General features: G+C 73.9%; 14 protein-coding genes. 10 read left to right on the top strand and 4 right to left on the bottom strand.

Going from position 1 to position 16201, the window contains the following annotated elements; genetic code table 11:
- The first annotated feature begins 274 nt into the window (after window positions 1-274).
- Both AR3_RS05330 and AR3_RS05325 read left to right on the top strand, forming a co-directional pair.
- The gene (locus AR3_RS05330; RefSeq protein WP_067909281.1) at window positions 275-1720 is read left to right on the top strand and encodes an LVIVD repeat-containing protein; all 1446 of its coding nucleotides are present in this window, start codon (window positions 275-277) and stop codon (window positions 1718-1720) included.
- Window positions 1721-1795: 75 nt separating this feature from the next.
- Window positions 1796-2875, top strand: a complete 1080-nt coding sequence (locus AR3_RS05325; RefSeq protein ID WP_227023323.1) for a M14 family zinc carboxypeptidase — start codon at window positions 1796-1798, stop codon at window positions 2873-2875.
- Window positions 2876-2966: 91 nt separating this feature from the next.
- On the opposite strand, the gene AR3_RS05320 is transcribed toward AR3_RS05325, so the two are convergent.
- On the bottom strand, window positions 2967-3578 hold the full coding sequence (locus AR3_RS05320; RefSeq protein WP_067909278.1) for a CGNR zinc finger domain-containing protein: 612 nt from the start codon (window positions 3576-3578) through the stop codon (window positions 2967-2969).
- A gap of 144 nt (window positions 3579-3722) precedes the next feature.
- On the opposite strand from AR3_RS05320, the gene AR3_RS05315 reads away from it, so the two are divergent.
- On the top strand, window positions 3723-3878 hold the full coding sequence (locus AR3_RS05315) for a hypothetical protein (RefSeq protein WP_157406618.1): 156 nt from the start codon (window positions 3723-3725) through the stop codon (window positions 3876-3878).
- A gap of 117 nt (window positions 3879-3995) precedes the next feature.
- Window positions 3996-5510: an Nramp family divalent metal transporter gene (locus AR3_RS05310; RefSeq protein ID WP_067909272.1), complete on the top strand. Its 1515-nt coding sequence runs from the start codon at window positions 3996-3998 to the stop codon at window positions 5508-5510.
- A 55-nt stretch (window positions 5511-5565) separates the two neighbouring features.
- On the opposite strand, the gene AR3_RS05305 is transcribed toward AR3_RS05310, so the two are convergent.
- On the bottom strand, window positions 5566-7005 hold the full coding sequence (locus AR3_RS05305) for a type I glutamate--ammonia ligase (RefSeq protein ID WP_281179228.1): 1440 nt from the start codon (window positions 7003-7005) through the stop codon (window positions 5566-5568).
- A 196-nt stretch (window positions 7006-7201) separates the two neighbouring features.
- On the opposite strand from AR3_RS05305, the gene AR3_RS05300 reads away from it, so the two are divergent.
- From AR3_RS05300 to AR3_RS05290, 3 genes are all read left to right on the top strand, one after another.
- Window positions 7202-8353, top strand: coding sequence for an amidohydrolase family protein (locus AR3_RS05300; protein ID WP_227023324.1), 1152 nt, complete (start codon window positions 7202-7204; stop codon window positions 8351-8353).
- A 178-nt stretch (window positions 8354-8531) separates the two neighbouring features.
- Window positions 8532-9191: a HemK2/MTQ2 family protein methyltransferase gene (locus AR3_RS05295; RefSeq protein WP_217998458.1), complete on the top strand. Its 660-nt coding sequence runs from the start codon at window positions 8532-8534 to the stop codon at window positions 9189-9191.
- Window positions 9163-9417, top strand: coding sequence for a CDGSH iron-sulfur domain-containing protein (locus AR3_RS05290; protein WP_067909265.1), 255 nt, complete (start codon window positions 9163-9165; stop codon window positions 9415-9417). Before AR3_RS05295 ends, AR3_RS05290 begins: the two co-directional genes overlap by 29 nt.
- An 18-nt stretch (window positions 9418-9435) precedes the next feature.
- Here the strand turns inward: AR3_RS05290 and AR3_RS05285 are convergent, their stop codons facing one another.
- Both AR3_RS05285 and AR3_RS05280 read right to left on the bottom strand, forming a co-directional pair.
- Complete coding sequence (locus AR3_RS05285) at window positions 9436-10530, bottom strand: iron-containing redox enzyme family protein (RefSeq protein ID WP_083950965.1); 1095 nt, start codon at window positions 10528-10530, stop codon at window positions 9436-9438.
- 43 nt (window positions 10531-10573) lie between these two features.
- Window positions 10574-11740, bottom strand: a complete 1167-nt coding sequence (locus AR3_RS05280) for a carboxylate-amine ligase (RefSeq protein WP_067909347.1) — start codon at window positions 11738-11740, stop codon at window positions 10574-10576.
- 416 nt (window positions 11741-12156) lie between these two features.
- Here AR3_RS05280 and AR3_RS05275 point away from each other — a divergent pair, with 416 nt between their 5' ends.
- The 3 genes from AR3_RS05275 (at window position 12157) to AR3_RS05265 (ending at window position 16094) form a co-directional block, all read left to right on the top strand.
- The gene (locus AR3_RS05275; RefSeq protein WP_067909261.1) at window positions 12157-13206 is read left to right on the top strand and encodes a class I fructose-bisphosphate aldolase; all 1050 of its coding nucleotides are present in this window, start codon (window positions 12157-12159) and stop codon (window positions 13204-13206) included.
- A gap of 270 nt (window positions 13207-13476) precedes the next feature.
- Complete coding sequence (locus AR3_RS05270; protein WP_169803787.1) at window positions 13477-14724, top strand: NAD(P)/FAD-dependent oxidoreductase; 1248 nt, start codon at window positions 13477-13479, stop codon at window positions 14722-14724.
- 374 nt (window positions 14725-15098) lie between these two features.
- The gene (locus AR3_RS05265; protein ID WP_146150355.1) at window positions 15099-16094 is read left to right on the top strand and encodes a LacI family DNA-binding transcriptional regulator; all 996 of its coding nucleotides are present in this window, start codon (window positions 15099-15101) and stop codon (window positions 16092-16094) included.
- Window positions 16095-16201 lie beyond the last annotated feature (107 nt).

Genomic DNA, 16201 nt, shown 5'->3' with positions numbered 1-16201 from the left:
CGGTCTCTCCCGAGCTCGACCGGCCCTTCCGGCGCGATGGCGGGCGAACGCCGGTGAGCGTACGGCACCGCCGCCCGGCACGGGAAGGGCGCGCGGCCGTCCCCGGCCGCGGCGCGGCGGTCCGCCGCCCGGGCCGGGACGCGGGCGCCCACCTGCCCGGCGATCATCTACTCACGAACCGGGACCGGTTTTTTGTCGGGCCTCGCCGGTTGAGGGCGTCGAGCGGGGCGACCGACACTTGCCTCGGTTCCCCGTCCCTCTGCGTGGAGGCGCGATGCGTACCCGGCCTCAGCGGAACTTCGGACGATCCAGGCCCGTCTTCGTCGGCGCCGCCGCGGCGGCCGCCTCCGTGCTCGCCATGGCCGGGACGGCGTGGGCCTGCCCGCCCGAGCACGACGACCAGCACGCGTCCGCGTCCCGGGCCCGAGGCGAGGAACGCGTCCTCGCCGGACACCCCGACCACGCGGCCGGCACGCCCTCCGCCGCGGCCTCTGACGCGATCAAGGGCGTGCGGCGGGTCGGCAACGTGCCCGACGCCAAGGAGGCCACCTCCCTGATCTTCATGGACTACGGCTCGGGCCGGCACAAGCGCACGATCATGTACGTGAGCGGGCGGTTCGGGCTGAAGGCCTACGACGTCAGCGCCGATCCGCGCAGCCCGAAGCCGGTCGGCGGCTTCGACCTGCCCGGCTTCTGGGAGGGGGAGGACACCGAGGCCGACCACAAGCGCAAGATCATCTATCTGTCCCGCGACCCTCGGGCGTTCGGCGGCAACACCGACACCGGCGAGTCCGGCGTGTACGTCATCGACGTGTCCAAGCCGGAGAAGCCGCGGCAGATCGCCTACCAGCGCGTCCCCACCGGGCACACCACGTCCTGCATCAACGACTGCCAGTACCTGTGGACGGGCGGCCCCGCCAAGGCCGACTGGATGCCCGAGGACTGGGGCGGACGGCCGGTGTGGGTGACGGACGTGCGCAACCCGCGCAAGCCCAAGGTGTTCAAGAAGCCCATCGACACGGGCCGCAACGACGGCAAGACCGACTACGTCCACGACGTCCAGGTCGACGCCGCCGGGATCGCGTGGGCGTCCGGCCGCGGCGGCGTGCGCGGCTACTACACGCGGGGACGGCACTGGGATCCGGTCAAGAAGCGCTTCCGCACCGCCACCGCCTGGGACCCGGTGCCGTACGCGGGCGGCGGGCTGGACGAGGCCACCACCAACTCCTCGTTCATGCACAACAGCTACCGCGCCGTGGGACGCACCAGGGACCAGGGGCCCGACCCCCGCAAGTGGGGCGAAGGCCAGGTGCTGATCGTCACCGAGGAGACCTTCAACGACGGCTGCGCCAACGACGGGCTGCTCGTCCTGGCCTCCCTGAAGGGGTCGTACGGCGGCCAGGGCTGGCGCTCGACTCCCGAAAAGCCGTTCCGGCTGCAGACCCTCGGCACCTGGGGCGTGGCGGGCCAGGAGGGCAGCCGCACTGACACCGACGACTGCTCGGCCCACTACTTCGACGTGAAGGACGGCGTGCTGGCGCAGGCCTTCTACGCCCAGGGCACCCGGTTCATCGACGTGCGCGACCCCACGAACCCGCGTCAGATCGCCTACTACCGGCCCGCCGACGCCCGCGCCTGGGCGGCCTACTACCACGGCGGCTACGTGTACGTGGCCGACCACGCCCGCGGCATCGACGTCCTCAAGCCCACCTTCCGCTGAGGGCGCCACGCGCGGCGACCCAGGGCGCCTGGGCGCCGCGAGGGCCACATCGCCGCCACCTTGGAGGAAACCCACGTGACGCGTCTGAGTGCCCGTACCGGAGCCGTCGGCCTGGCCGCCCTCGCGCTCGCCGCGGGGGGATTGGCCGCTCCGGCCGACGCCACGTCCTCCGCCGCCGCGCAGGTCGCGGTCCAGCAGGCCGTCGCCGCGCCGCAGGCGCAGCGGGGCGGCGTCCGTCTGCACACCAACGCGGAGCTGGCGCACGCCCTCAAGCAGATCGCACGGGCCTCCCGCGGGCGGGTCGCCGTCCGCAGCGTCGGCACGTCCAACGAGGGGCGCCCCATCTGGTTCGCCACGCTCGGAACCGGCCCCAAGCGCGTGATGTACGTGACGCAGCAGCACGGCGACGAGCCGCTGGGCACCGAGAGCGCCCTGCACGCGCTGCGCCGCCTCGGCCTGGCCGACGACCCGGTCGCGCGCGCCGTCCGCTCCAAGGTCACGTTGGGGATCGTGGTGCGCGCCAACCCGGACGGCCACGAGCACCAGTGGCGCTACAACTACGACCCTGACGCCGAACCCGAGTACGGCGAGCCGGGCAAGGGCTACGACATCAACCGCTACCACGACCCGGCCGTCGCGCCCGACGACATCCCGGCGACCGAGGCCGCGGTGATCCGGCGGACCCACGCCGCGTTCCGCCCGTCGATCATGGTGGACTACCACATGCAGGGCCGGTACGCCTTCCCGCCGCCGGACGGCCGCGAGATCACCACCTCGATCATGTGGCCGAACCACCCGGCGGTGTCCGCCGACGCGCTGCGCCGCTCCAAGCAGGTCGGAGTGCGCGTGCACGACGCGTTCACCCGCGCGGGCGCCGTGGTGTCGCAGTACCCGGGCGGCACCTACCAGGGCATCGCGCGCAACGCCTACGGCCTGCTGGGCAGCGCCTCCCTGCTGGTCGAGCTGAGCGCCCTGCCGCCCGAGCGCGAGCACTTCCAGGTCCACACGGCCTACCTGTCCATGGTCGACCTGGCGCGGGCGGCCGCGTCCGGCGCGCTGGACCGCATCGACCCGGCGGCCGCGGACGAGATTCCGCCTCGCGGCCCGGCGATCCCTCGTGACGCGTCCACCGCCCGGGACGGCGGCGCTCACTGATCCGTCTCGGCCGGCGCCCCCGCTCGGCCTTCATGACGGACGGGGCGTCGCGCGCTGTCCGGGCGCGTGGACGCCGGACGACGTTGTTCGCTCAGTGACCGGCGTTCTCGCTCGACGGCCGGGCGGCGCCGGACCGGGCTTCGGCTTCGGCGGCGGCGTCGGCGTCGCGGGAGGCGCGGCGGCGGGCGCGGAAGGCGGCGACGTTGGTGCGGTTGGCGCAGGCGTCCGAGCAGAAGCGGCGCCGGCCGGCGCGCGAGGTGTCGGCGTAGACGCGGTCGCAGCCGGGCGCGGCGCACACGCCCGTCCGGCTGAGGCCGTGCTCGACCACCAGCTCGGAGAGGTTCATCAGCGTCGTCGCGCGGAAGCGGTGCGGCAGGCGCGCCGACGGCGGGGCGTAGTGGATGTGCAGGCCGTGCGGTTCGTGGTCGGCCAGGTGGGGGTGCATGGGCACCTCCATCATGAGCTCGTTGAGCAGCGCGACGGCCTCGTCGAGCTCGGTGGCCTCGAAGAACGGCCGCAGCGTGCGCCCCCAGCGGCGGAACGGCTCGGCGTCGCGCGGCTCGAACTGCTGCCAGAAGAACCCGTTGGCGCGCAGCACCTCCCGCAGCCCGTCCTCGCTGTCGTCGCCGTCCCGTGTGGTGACCGCGTTCACCAGGGCCACGGCGGCGGCGACCCCGTGGCTCTTGTAACCGGTGATCCGCATCGTTGCCCCGTTCCCCGCTCCCATGCCATCCTGTAAACGACATATTAGTTATAACCCTTACGAGCATCCGAGGGGGACGAGACGGACGGGAGTGCCGTGGACGAGTGCCCGCGCTGTGGCTGGCCGGACAGTGACATCTACGAGGTGCTGTCACGGCACCTGACCTCCGAGGGAGTGGTCACCTACACCCGCTGCGCCTGCGGTGAGGTGCAGGTCCGCGTGCAGCCGTTCACGCCCGGGCGCGTGGTCGCCGCCTCCTGCGGCGAGCCCCGCGCCGACCCCGCCGCGCCCGGCTCGTGAACCGGCGGGCGCGGCCGGATGCGGAAAACGGTTGCTTCGGGGGTTGTCGGCGCCGCTCCGGTGACGGATCATGCAGGCGACCGAGGAAGTCGGGGGCGCGTCCGCCGGGAGATCCGTATGGCCGATCCCACCCCCGCCCCCGACGCCCGATCCGCCGCCCGCCCGCTCGGCGTCAGCCGGCCCGACCTGGCGGTCACCGACCTGCCGACGCCCGAAGAGGTCTTCCGGGTGCGCCGCATCGGCCCCCGCGAGCTGTTCCGCTACGCGCTCGGGCCGAGCCTCATCGCGCTCGGCATCTCGATCGGCAGCGGGGAATGGCTGCTCGGCCCGCAGGCCGTCGGGCAGTACGGGTTCGAGGGCGTCGGCTGGATCATCGTCGTGTCCGCGGCGCTGCAGACCCTCTACAACATCGAGTGCGCCCGGTACGTCATGGCGACCGGGGAGGCGCCGGTGGTCGGCTGGGGCCGCGTGCCACCCGGCTGGATCCTGTGGGTGCCGCTGTCGGTCCTGGTGGTGATCTTCGCGTTCATCGCCGGAGGATGGGCCGCGTCCGCCGGGCAGGGCATGTACGCCCTCGTCCACGGCGAGGTGCCGGGAAAGGACGCCGAGGAGCCGCGGCTGTGGGCGATCGCGCTGCTGGTGGTCGTCTTCCTCATCGCCGCCGGGGCGCGGCGCGTCTCCCGGGCGCTGGAGCTGGCCAACTGGGCCATGATCGGGGCCATCCTGATCGGCCTGCTGCTGCTGTGCCTGTTCGTGGTGCCGTTCGGCCTGTGGTGGGACGGCGTCAAGGGGTTCGTCACCCCGGCCGCGCCGCCCGACGGCATCACCGCCACCGAGATCGGCGGGCTGGCCGGGTTCACCGCGCTGGCGTCCGGGCTGAACTGGTACGTCATGGGCCACTACCGGGACAAGGGCTACGGCATGGGCCACCGCGCCGGGTTCATCGCCGGACTGCGCGGCGAACGCGTCAAGCTCCTGCCCAGCGGCGTGACCTTCCCCGACGACGCCGAGAACGCCGCCCTGTGGCGCCGCTGGTACCGGCTGCTGCTGGCCGACATGTGGGGCGTGTTCTTCGTCGGCGCGATGCTCGGCATGCTGCTGCCGACGATCCTCATGGCCCGCGCCGTCGAACTGAGCGGCGCCAAGCCCACGCAGGCCGACGTGCCCACGTTCGTGGCCTCCGCCCTGGACGCCGAATACGGCCGGTGGCTGTTCTACCTGGCGCTGCTGCTGGGCGTGCTGGTGCTGTTCACCACCCAGCTGGGGATCTTCGAGGCGATGGTGCGGGTCACCACCGACGCCGCGCACGCCACCAGTCCCCGTCTGCGCGCCCTGCTCGAGGGCGATCCGCGCCGCCTGTACTACCCGTTCATGCTGGTGCTGCTGGTGGTCATCGCGGTCGTCCTGCATCTGGCGCTGCCGGTCAGCCTGGTGCAGTGGTCGGCCAACATGTCCAACCTGGGCGCGCTGATCTACCCGTTCCTGCTGATGTACCTGAACTCGCGGCTGCCGCGGGCGGCGCGTCCCCGCCCGTGGCACTACGCGGTCCTGGTGCTGAACTTCCTGTTCTTCGGGTTCTTCTTCGTCAACTTCGTCGCCGACTTCGTGGGCGACCCGCTGGTGACGTTCTGAGCCCTGGTGACGTCCTGAGCCCTGGTGACGTCCTGAGCCGCGGGCGCGGCGGCGGTCAGTGCCGCCAACGGGCGGCGGCGGCGATCTCGGCCGGGGAGGCGCCGTCCAGCAGGGCGATCTCCCCGCGCCGGACGGCGGCGACGGTGTCGATCACGGCCTCGCCCAGCGCGTCGCGCAGCACCGGGTCGGCCTCGAACGCGGCCACCGCCTCGCCGAGCGAGTCCGGCAGCCGGGCGATGCCGCGTCGGGCGAGCTCCGCCGGGTCCAGGGAGGCCGGGTCGACGTCGATCGGGGCGGGCAGCGCGGCCTCGGCGGCGATCCCCGCGCGGCCCGCCGCCAGCAGCGCCGCCAGCGCCAGGTACGGGTTGGCGGCGGCGTCGAAGCACTTGACCTCCAGGTTGGCGGCCCGCGCGCGCTCGTCGTCGGCGCCGGTGACGAACCGCAGCGCCGCCTCCCGGTTCTCCAGGCCCCAGCAGGCGTAGGCGCCCGCCCAGTGCGACGGGATCAGCCGCAGGTAGCTGGCCACCGACGGCGCGCCGACCGCCAGCAGCGCGGGCAGCCGCTCCAGGATCCCCGCCGCGAACGACTCCCCGGCGGCGGTCATGCCGAACGGGCCGTCGCCGCCGCTCATCGCGTTCACCGGCTCCCGCGCGCCCGCGGCCGGTCCCGCGCCGTCCCGCCACAGGCTGAGGTGGACGTGGCGGCCGTTGCCGACCGAGTCCGCCTCCGCCTTCGGCGAGAAGGAGGCGGCAAGACCGTGCCGGAACGACACCGCCCGGATCGTCTCGCACACCAGCACGGCGGTGTCGGCCGCGCCCACCGGGTCCTCGGGCTCCACCGACAGCTCGTACTGCCCGGCGGCGTACTCGGGGTGGATCTGCACGACCGTCACGCCCGTCGCGGCGAGCGCCGTGAGCAGGTCGCGCAGGTAGTCCGACAGTTCGCTGATCCGCGTCATCCCGTAGGCGGGCCCGGTGCAGGCCGGGACGAAGGCGCCGCCGTCGCCCTTCGACACCGCCCATTCGATCTCGAACGCGGCGCGCACCGACCAGCCGTCCGCGGCGAGGCGGGCGGTCTCCCGACGCAGCAGCGCCCGGGCGTCCAGCGGATGCACGGTGCCGTCCTGGGCGTAGCGGTCGGCGGGGGCCCACGCCCAGCCGGGCAGCGCGGCCAGCGGTGTCAGGCGGTCGAGGTCGGGGTGCAGCCGCAGATCGCCCACCGGGCCGCCGGCGAAGCGGCCGGAGACGGCCGAGTCGTCCAGCAGGAAGGTGTCGAACACCGGGGACATTCCCACGCCCCACTGCGCCGCGTGCCCGAAACGCGCCGTCGGCACGGCCTTGGTCCGGGTGATGCCGCTGGTGTCGACCCAGGTCAGCGCGACCGCGGCGATGTCCTGATCGGCCAGGGCCCGGGCGGCGGCGGTGGCGCGCTCGCCGAGCCGGTCACGTGTCGCGCGGTCCAGCGGCCGCCACGCCTCGTCGGGGGTTGCTGCCACGACCGCCCCCTGTCGCAGATCTCGTGGGGTGCGAATGCCTCCGTACGGGCATCGTAAATGCCGGGGACGGTCTTCGGCCCGTACGACCTGCCCGCGGCGGGCGGGGTTTCCTGGCCGGAGGCGGTCCGCGTCGCATGACTCGGCCGTCCGAGCAGCGTCGGCCGAAAGCCCGATCCCGGGTCGATTGGGGGACGCCGTGCTGGAGGAGAGAATCGCGTCGCTGCTCTTGGTGGACCACCACTGCCATGGCGTCGTCCGCCGCGACCTGGACCGGCCCGGGTTCGAGTCGCTGCTGACCGAGGCCGAAGAACCCGGCGGGCCGGGCGGGAGCCTGTTCGATTCGCGGATCGGGTTCGCGGTGCGGCGCTGGTGCGCGCCCGTGCTGGACCTGCCCGCTCACGCCGACCCGGACGAGTACCTCGCCCGCCGCGCCGAGCTGGGCGCGGCCGAGGTGAACCGCCGCTTCCTGCAGGCCGCGGGCCTGGAGGCGCTGTGCGTGGACACCGGCCACCTCCCCGAGGCGCTCCTGGACCCGGCGGAGCTGGGAGGCCTGGCCAAGGCGGACGCGTACGAGGTGCTGCGGCTGGAGCGGCTGGCCGAGGAGGTGGCCGCCGACGGCGTCAGCGCGTCGGCGTTCGCCGCGGAGGTGCGGAGCCGGCTGGCGGTCCGCGCACCGCACGTGGTGGGGTTCAAGTCCGTCGCCGCCTACCGGGCCGGGCTGGAGCTGGCGGGGGAGCGGCCCTCGGACGGCGAGGTCGCCAAAGCGGCCGGACGCCTGCTGCGGGACGCCGAGCGCGGTCTCGCCGGGTGCGACGCCCCGCCCCGCGTCCACGACGAGGTGCTGCACCGCTTCCTGGTGTGGTGCGCGTCCGACCTCGGCGGACCGGTCCAGTTCCACGTGGGCTACGGCGACGCCGACGCCGACCTGCGCCGGGGCGACCCGCTGCTGCTGACCGGCCTGCTCCGGGAACTGGCCCGTCGCGGCACCCCGGTCATGCTGCTGCACAACTATCCGTTCCACCGCAACGCCGGCTACCTGGCGCAGGTGTTCCCGAACGTCTTCGTCGACGTCGGGCTGGCCGCGCACAACCTCGGCGACCGGGCGCCCGTCATCCTCGCCGAGCTCATGGAGCTGGCGCCGTTCGGCAAGGTGCTGTACTCCTCCGACGCCTACGGCCTGCCCGAGCTGTTCCACCTGGGCGCGCTGCTGTTCCGCCGAGGTCTGACGCGCATCCTCGGGGACGGCGTGGCCGAGGGCTCCTGGACGGAGCGCGACGCCGCCCGCATCGCCGAGCTGATCGGCTCGGGCAACGCCCGCCGCGTCTACCGGCTCGGCGAACGCACCTGAACCGCCTACGTTCCGGCGCGTCACGCGCGGTGCGACGCAATCGCGTTTGCACGCGCAGCGGGGCCGCTGTCACTTCTGATGCGCTGCGCGACATCGCCGACCGTCCCGGCGTGCCCCAGGCGCGTCGGAAGTGGTCAGGTTTGGGATATGTGGTGCGGGTATTCGGCGAATTGTGTGGATGCTGAGGCTGCCGGGCATGTACCGGCCGCAGGCCGACACGGCCCTGCTGACCGAGGCGCTGAAGCAGGCGGCCCCTCCGCGCGGCGCCCGCGTCCTGGATTTGTGCACCGGCACGGGCGCGGTCGCCTTGGCGGCCGCCCGCCGCACGGCGGGACTGGTCGTGGCGGTGGACGTGTCCACGAGGGCGGTGCTGGCCGCCACGGTCAACGCCCGCCTGCGGGGGCTGCCGGTGCGGGTCCGGCGCGGCGACCTCCTCGCGCCCGTGGAAGGCGAGGTCTTCGACGTCATCCTGGCCAACCCGCCGTATGTGCCGTCCGGACGGTTCCCGCCGGCCCGGCGCGGAGCGGCCCGCTGCTGGGACGGGGGTCCCGACGGCCGCGCCCTCCTCGACCGGATCTGCGTCCAGGCGCCCCGGCACCTGGCGCCCGGCGGGACGCTGCTGGTGGCGCAGTCGACGGTGTCCGGGGTGGACGCCACTCTGGGCGCCCTGCGGGACGCCGGGCTGAAGACGTCGGTGGCGGCGCGCAGGCGCGTGCCGTTCGGGCCGGTGATGCGCTCCCGGGCGGCCGACCTGGAGGCCCGCGGCATGATCCGCCCCGGGCAGGACGACGAGGAAGTGGTGGTGATCCGTGCCGACCGCATCCGGTCGTGGCGATGAGGGGGCCGCGCCGCGAGCCCGCCGCGTCCTCGCCGAACGCGGCGGACCCATCCTCGTCGAGGGCCCGGTCGAGGTGGTGCTCGCCGACGGGACGGCCGTGACCTCGGACCGCTTCATGGTGGCGTTGTGCGCCTGCGGCGCCAGCGGCCGTTACCCGTTCTGCGACACCAGCCACCGCCGCTGCCGCAGGCGGCGCAGGCGGCGCAATGCCGCGGAAGACCCGTGACCCTACGTCCGGCCGCGCTCAGCGGTGTGACGCCGCGGACAGAGCTGCGGACGACGCAGGCGGCAGAGGACGCCGCAGCGAGCTGCGCCCCGCGCGCCAGCACGACAGCACATGCTCCCCGAAGCGCTCCTCCAGCAGCTCGGTGGCCTGCGCGCCGAACACCACGTCGGCGGCGAGCTCGGGCTCCTGCGCGAGCAGGTCCCCGACGACCTCGTGCCGGAGCACCTGCTCGTGCACGGCGTCGGCCTCGACGTGCTCGGTGTAGAAGCGGACGGAGCGCGGCCCGGCCCCGAGGCGGCGCAGGGCCCGCGCCGTCCGCTGGGCGGCCGACGGCGTGGTGATCTCCGCGGCGGCGAAATGCCCCACCATCGCGCCGCGCAGCCGCCGGTGCAGGCCGAACAGCGACATCATCGACACGACCGCCAGCATCGGCGCCGGGACGAGATCCAGATACCGTCCGTAGCGGGAGTCCAGCCCGAGCTCGTCCATCAGGTCGGCGAACAGCGCGGCGTGCACCGCCTCGGGCCGTCCTCCGCCGAACTCGTCGTACTCCACCGCGACCAGCGACGCCTTGGCCCTCCCGTGCAGCCTGGGGATCACCCAGGCGTGCGGGTCGGCCTCCTTGAGGTGGTAGACCGAACGGTGCGCCGCGAACTCGCGCACCTGCCACGGCTCGCCCCGGTCGCGCAGGTGGTGCGAGACGCCGTAGGAGTCCGGCGGCTCGTCGAGCAGCGCGTTCAGCGTGCCGTGCACGTCGTCGCCGCCCGGTGTGTCGGCGCGCAGGGCGTCGAGGAAGACGCGTTCCATCGCGCCGCGCAGCCGCAGCAGGTCCGGTGCCCACTCCCACGCCGCGTCCACACCGTCGAAACCGCGATAGTGCAGCTCGTAGCAGGTGTAGAGGGCCAGCTGCAGGTCCTCCCCGTACGGGTCGTCCGAGGACCGCCGCACGAGCGCCTCGGCGGCCGCGAGCGAAGGGGGAACGGGGCCGGGGACGGGGTGGCGCAGTGCCGCCGTCACCGCTTCCGACAGCGGCCCGCGCGGCTCGGGCAGCGGCGGCGGCGTCGCGGCCCGAGCGGGCCGCGCGACGGCGGGGCCGGTCGGGATCGACGTCATGCTCCCTCCCCTCGCCAGGGAACCTCCGCGCACCGGTACCCGTTCAGGACGGGCCCATGCTTCGGGCGCTCCGCAGGCGCCACGCGTCCTGCGGAGCGCCCGCCGTCTGCCGGACGAGCAGCTCCAGAACGGCGCGGGGGCCGCCGTGCGCGTCGGCGTGCCGCTGCCGCTCGGCGCCCGTTCCGTCCCGCAGCACCCCGGCGAGCAGCCTGCGCACCTCGGCCAGGTCTCCGGTGTCCTCCAGCGCGGGCGTGACGTGCTCGATGAGCTCGGCGGTCAGCTCGGCGGCGGGCACGCGGCGCTCCCGCAGCGGATGCACCCCCGGGCCCGTCATGCCGTGCCGCGCGGCCCACCACAGCGCCACCGCGCACACCTGATCGGACACGCGCGGCGCCTCCCGTCCCGCCGCGAGGTCGGCCAGCGCCGTGCGGACCAGTCCCCGGCACAGCCCGGCCTGCAGCGCGGCGTCGTCGACGGTGGCGGCCGCGTCCGCCGCGCGGATCTCCACCGTCGGCAGCCGGGGGGAGGGACGGGCCAGCCAGAACGTCATGGCCGTGTCCACCATGGCCCCGCAGTCGACCATCCGGGCCAGCTCCCGGTCGTACTCGGCGGCCGACGCGAACCACGGCGGCACCCCCGAACAGGGGAAACGGCTCATCTTCTCGATCACCCGGGTGCTGGCGAACCCGCGGTCGCGGCCCCGGTCGAGGGGCGAGTTGGCCGCCAGCGCCACCAGCGTCGGCAGCCAGGGGCGCACATGGTTGACCACCGCGACCGCCGTCTCCCGGTCCGGGACGCCGACGTGGACGTGGCATCCGCACACCTCGTAGTCGGCGAGCAGGCCGCCGCCGAGCTCGGCGATCCGCTGGAACCGCTCGCCGGGGGAGAACGGGAACGCCGGCGCGGGCGCCGCCGCCGTCGCGGTCCCCGTCGACACCAGGCGCGCGTCATCGGCGCGCGCCGCGGCGGCCAGCAGCGACCGGGCTTCGCTCAGCTGCCGGCGCAGCTCGTCCAGCCGTGTGCACACCCCGGTGGCGGCCTCCACCTGGGTCCTCAGCAGCTCGGCCTGGAGGGCGGCGCCGGGGTCGGGCGGGGGCCCGGCGCTGGCGCGCGCCAGGACCGATTCGGCGCATGGGACCGTCGCGCCCGTCACCGGATCCACCAGGAGGAACTCCTCCTCGACCCCCATGGACAGCCCTGCCTCCGCCATGTCCACCCCCTCGAGACCAGCCGTTTCTACCCGTTTTGGTGGTCGATGTCCCTTGATGAGTCATCTCGGGCAGGGCCGCGCCGACCGGAGGGGACGGGGCGGCCGCGTCGGCGCTGGCGATCGGCCCGCGGGATCGGTCGTTCCACCGAGGCGCCGGGCAGTCGGTAAAGTGCGAGGCGCCCGGCCTCCGGCACCACTCACACCCCGTCGATCGCGGGAGCACTGCATTCACCGCCGGAGGCCGGGCATTCCGCCTCCTCGCATCCGCCTCCTCGCATCCGCCTCCTCGAGCGCCCGCCCGCGCCCGCCGACGCGTCTTCGGAAGCGCTTTTGGGACCGCGCCGAGCGGGAAAGAGGGCCCCGAACCCGCGGCGCCCGGCCATGGCGCCGTCCCCGCGGATGAGGAGGCCGATCACATGGAGATCAAGGAACTTCTGGGCGACGAGGCCCAATCCCTGCTGGGCCACGAGTGCGCGACCGTCTCCCGCGACCGGCTGGCCCTGCCGGGGCCCGACTTCGTGGACCGCGTGCTGGCCGCCAGCGACCGCCCCCCGGCCGTCCTGCGCAATCTCCAGCACGTCTTCGACACCGGCCGCCTCGGCGGCACCGGATACCTGTCGATCCTGCCGGTCGACCAGGGAGTGGAGCATTCCGCCGCGGCCTCGTTCGCGCCGGAGCCCGCCTACTTCGACCCGGCGGCCCTGTGCGAGCTGGCCGTCGAGGCCGGATGCAACGCCATCGCCACCACCGTCGGCGTGCTGGGCATGGTGGCGCGCCGGTACGCGCACCGGATCCCCTTCATCGCCAAGATCAACCACAATGAGCTGCTCACCTACCCGAACCGCTACGACCAGGTGATGTTCGGCTCGGTCAAGCAGGCGTTCGACCTCGGCGCCGTCGCGGTCGGCGCCACCGTCTACTTCGGCGCGCCCGAGAGCATGCGCCAGCTGCGGGAGGTCCGGGAGGCGTTCGCGCACGCCCACGAGCTCGGCATGTTCACCGTGCTGTGGGCGTATCTGCGCAACAGCGCGTTCGTCAAGGACGGCGTCGACTACCACCTCAGCGCCGACCTGACCGGACAGGCCAATCACCTGGCCGCCACCGTCGAGGCCGACATCGTCAAGCAGAAGCAACCGGAGAACAACGGCGGGTTCCGCGCGCTGAAGTTCGGCAAGACCAGCGATTTGGTCTACGACGAACTGACCACCGACCACCCCGTCGACCTCACCCGTTGGCAGGTCGTCAACTGCTACATGGGCCGCGTCGGACTGATCAACTCCGGCGGCGCCTCGACCGGCCGCGGCGACCTCGCCCAGGCCGTGCGCACCGCAGTGATCAACAAGCGGGCCGGCGGGATGGGCTTGATCGTCGGCCGCAAATCCTTCCAGCGACCGATGGCCGAGGGCGTGCGGCTGATCCGCGCCGTTCAGGACGTCTATCTGGACGATTCGATTACCGTCGCCTAACCATGGGCGCGCGATAATCGCCGCCGGTGGACGGCCGATGCCGGCGGCGCTCGACGCGGCTTCGCACGGCGGCGGAACGCCGGGCGGAGATTGCGGTCGCGCGCGCATCGAACCGCTGCCCGCTTCGCACGAATGATTCTCCCCGACCACTAAAGAACCGGCCAATCTTCACTCGGGAATCGCCCCGGCTCCTCGCGTTATACGGATCGCCGCCGCATCATTGTCCGGACGGATGAGTTCGACCCGGCTCCGATGGCGAAGGGGAGCGCCGTGAACGCTTCCATGGCGGATGTGGCGGTGGTGGGCGCCGGCCCGTACGGACTTTCTGTGGCTGCGCATTGCGTCGCCATGGGGCTGGACGTCATCGTTTTCGGCGAGCCCATGTGGACCTGGGCGCGGCACATGCCGCAGGGAATGCTGCTGAAATCCGAACCGCAGAATTCCAACCTGGCCGATCCGCGGGGCGCGTACGGCTTCGCCGCGTTCTGCGAGATCCACGGGCTGCCCTGCGCCCGGAGCCTGCCGATCCCGGTGGAGCGGTTCGTCGACTACGGCCGCTGGTTCCAACGCCAGGCCGTCCCGCACGTCGACACCTCGACGGTGCTGGCGGTCCGCACCGCCGGCGGCGGGTTCGCCCTCGAGCTGGCCACCGGAGACCAGGTGCGGGCGCGGACCGTCGTGCTCGCGGTCGGCGTCGTGCCGTTCGCCCGCCGCCCCGAGCAGCTGGCCGGGCTGCCGCCCGCGCTGGCCAGCCACACCATCGACCACCACGACTTCTCCGGCTTCGCCGGCCGGGACGTGACCGTCATCGGCGCCGGCCAGGCCGCGCTGGAGAGCGCGGTGCTGCTCGGCGAGGCGGGCGCGCGGGTGCGCCTCGTGGCCCGCGCCGAACGGCTGCGCTGGAACAGCATGCCGCTGCCGCGCCGTCCGCTGCGGGACCGGCTCCGCGCGCCCGGCTCGGGCCTCGGCGCCGGCTGGCGCACGTGGGTGTGGGCGAACCTGCCGCAGGCGGTGCGCCACCTGCCCGGGCCCACCCGCCGGCACATCGTCCGCACCGCGCTGCCCCCGGCCGGGGCGTGGTGGCTGCGCGACCGGTTCACGCACCGGATCCCCGCACTGCTGGGCTACCGGATCAACGAGGTCGCCGCCGACGACCGCGTCCGGCTGACGCTCACCGACCGGGAAGGGCGGCGCCACCGCATCGACACCGACCACGTGCTCTGCGGCACCGGCTACGCCGTCGACCTGCGCCGCCTGTCGCTGCTGGACCCCGTGCTGGCCGACGGCCTGCGCCGCGACGGCCTGGCGCCTCGGCTGTCGGCGCACTTCGAGACGTCCATGCCGGGCCTGTACGCGGTGGGCCTGGTGGCGTCGCACGCCTTCGGACCGGGCATGGGGCACGTGCACGGCACCGCGTTCGCCGCCCGCAGGGTGGCCGCCCATCTGGCGCGGACGCTGCCGCGCAGGTCCGTTCCGGTCTCCTCCGACACGGTCGCGGTGGGCGCCGCCGAACGGTGACGCGGCCCGCCCCCGGCGGGAGCGGGCGACGAGGGCGCCCCGACCTATGCGGCCGTCCGCACGCGGCCGTTGCGGAACGCCGCCGTGCCGTCGTCGGCCGATGTCGGCCGCCGGGAACGCTGCCCCGCACCGCGCGTCGACGGCCGCTCGCAGGCGGCCGCTGAGCTGGACGAACGCCGAGACGGCGCCCCGCGAGGGCGCATCCGGGCCGGCGGCCGGAAGCGGACGAAGGCCCGCCCGGCCGTCCGTCTGAAGACACATGGACGTCACCCTCTTGACACATGCCCGAAACAATGCCAATTTGATCGCTCACACGGCGGTTTGAACGATCAAATCGCCTGGTGACCGACGTATTGGCTGGGGGTGCGGGATCCGTGCGCGATCGCAGCGGAGTGACCATCTCCGAGGTCGCCGCGGCCGCCGGTGTCTCGCGCCAGACCGTGTCGAACGTGCTGAACGCGCCGGACCGGGTCGCCCCCGCCACCGCCGAACGGGTCCGCCGGGCGATCGACGAACTGGGCTACCGGCCGAACCGGGCCGCCCGCAGCCTGCGCGAGCGCACCAGCCGCTGCATCGGCTGCAAGATCGCCGCGCCGAACGGGCTGAACAACCTGCTGGACCGGTTCCTGCACGCGCTGACCGGCGCGGCCACCGACGTCGGCTACCACCTGCTGCTGTTCAGCGCGTCGTCGATGGACGAAGAGCTGGCGGCCTGCGCCGAGCTGATCGGAACCGGCACGGTCGACGGCTTCGTGCTGGCCGACATCGACACCGTCGACGAGCGGCTGGAATGGTGCGCCGGGCAGGGCGTCCCGTGCGTCAGCTTCGGCCGTCCCACCGGAGGCGGGTCGTACTGGTGGGTGGACGTCGACAACGCCGACGGGATGGCGCAGTCCGTGGACCATCTGGTCGCCCGCGGCCACCGGCGCATCGCCTACCTGGGATGGCCGGAGGGCCCGCGGGTGGGCGACGAGCGGCGCGCCGGATGGCGCGCCGCCATGCGCCGGCACGGCCTGGACACCACGGGGCTGTCCGGCGCCAGCGCGGAGGACGTCGCCGAGGTGGCCGCGGTGGCGCGGCGGATGGCGGAGCAGCCCGACCCGCCCACCGCGTTCGCCTGCGGCAGCGACACCTTCGCGGTCGCCGCCCGCCAGGCGATCGGCACCGACTCTTCAGGACGCCCCCGGGTCGAGGTCGTCGGCTACGACGACTCCCCGGCGGCGGCGCTCATGAATCCGCCCCTGTCGAGCGTGCGCCAGCCGCTCGACCAGGTGGCGCACCACATCGTCGACCTGCTGGTCCGGCAGTTCCGCGAACCCGGTGGCCCCCCGGAGGGGGTGATGTTGCGTCCGGAACTGGTGGCACGGTAGCGGCCCCGGCCAGAATCCCCGCTGGCCCCCTCCGCGCGTTCTGAAGGTCGAGGGACGCGTCGGGGCGGACGGGGGCGAATGACGCACAACCCTCTAGAGAAGGGAAC

This window comes from Actinomadura rubrobrunea NBRC 15275 (genome assembly GCF_001552235.1).
GTDB lineage: Bacteria > Actinomycetota > Actinomycetes > Streptosporangiales > Streptosporangiaceae > Spirillospora > Spirillospora viridilutea.
The sequence above is the reverse complement of the archived record's forward strand: the minus strand, read 5'-3'. Positions and strand labels throughout refer to the sequence as shown.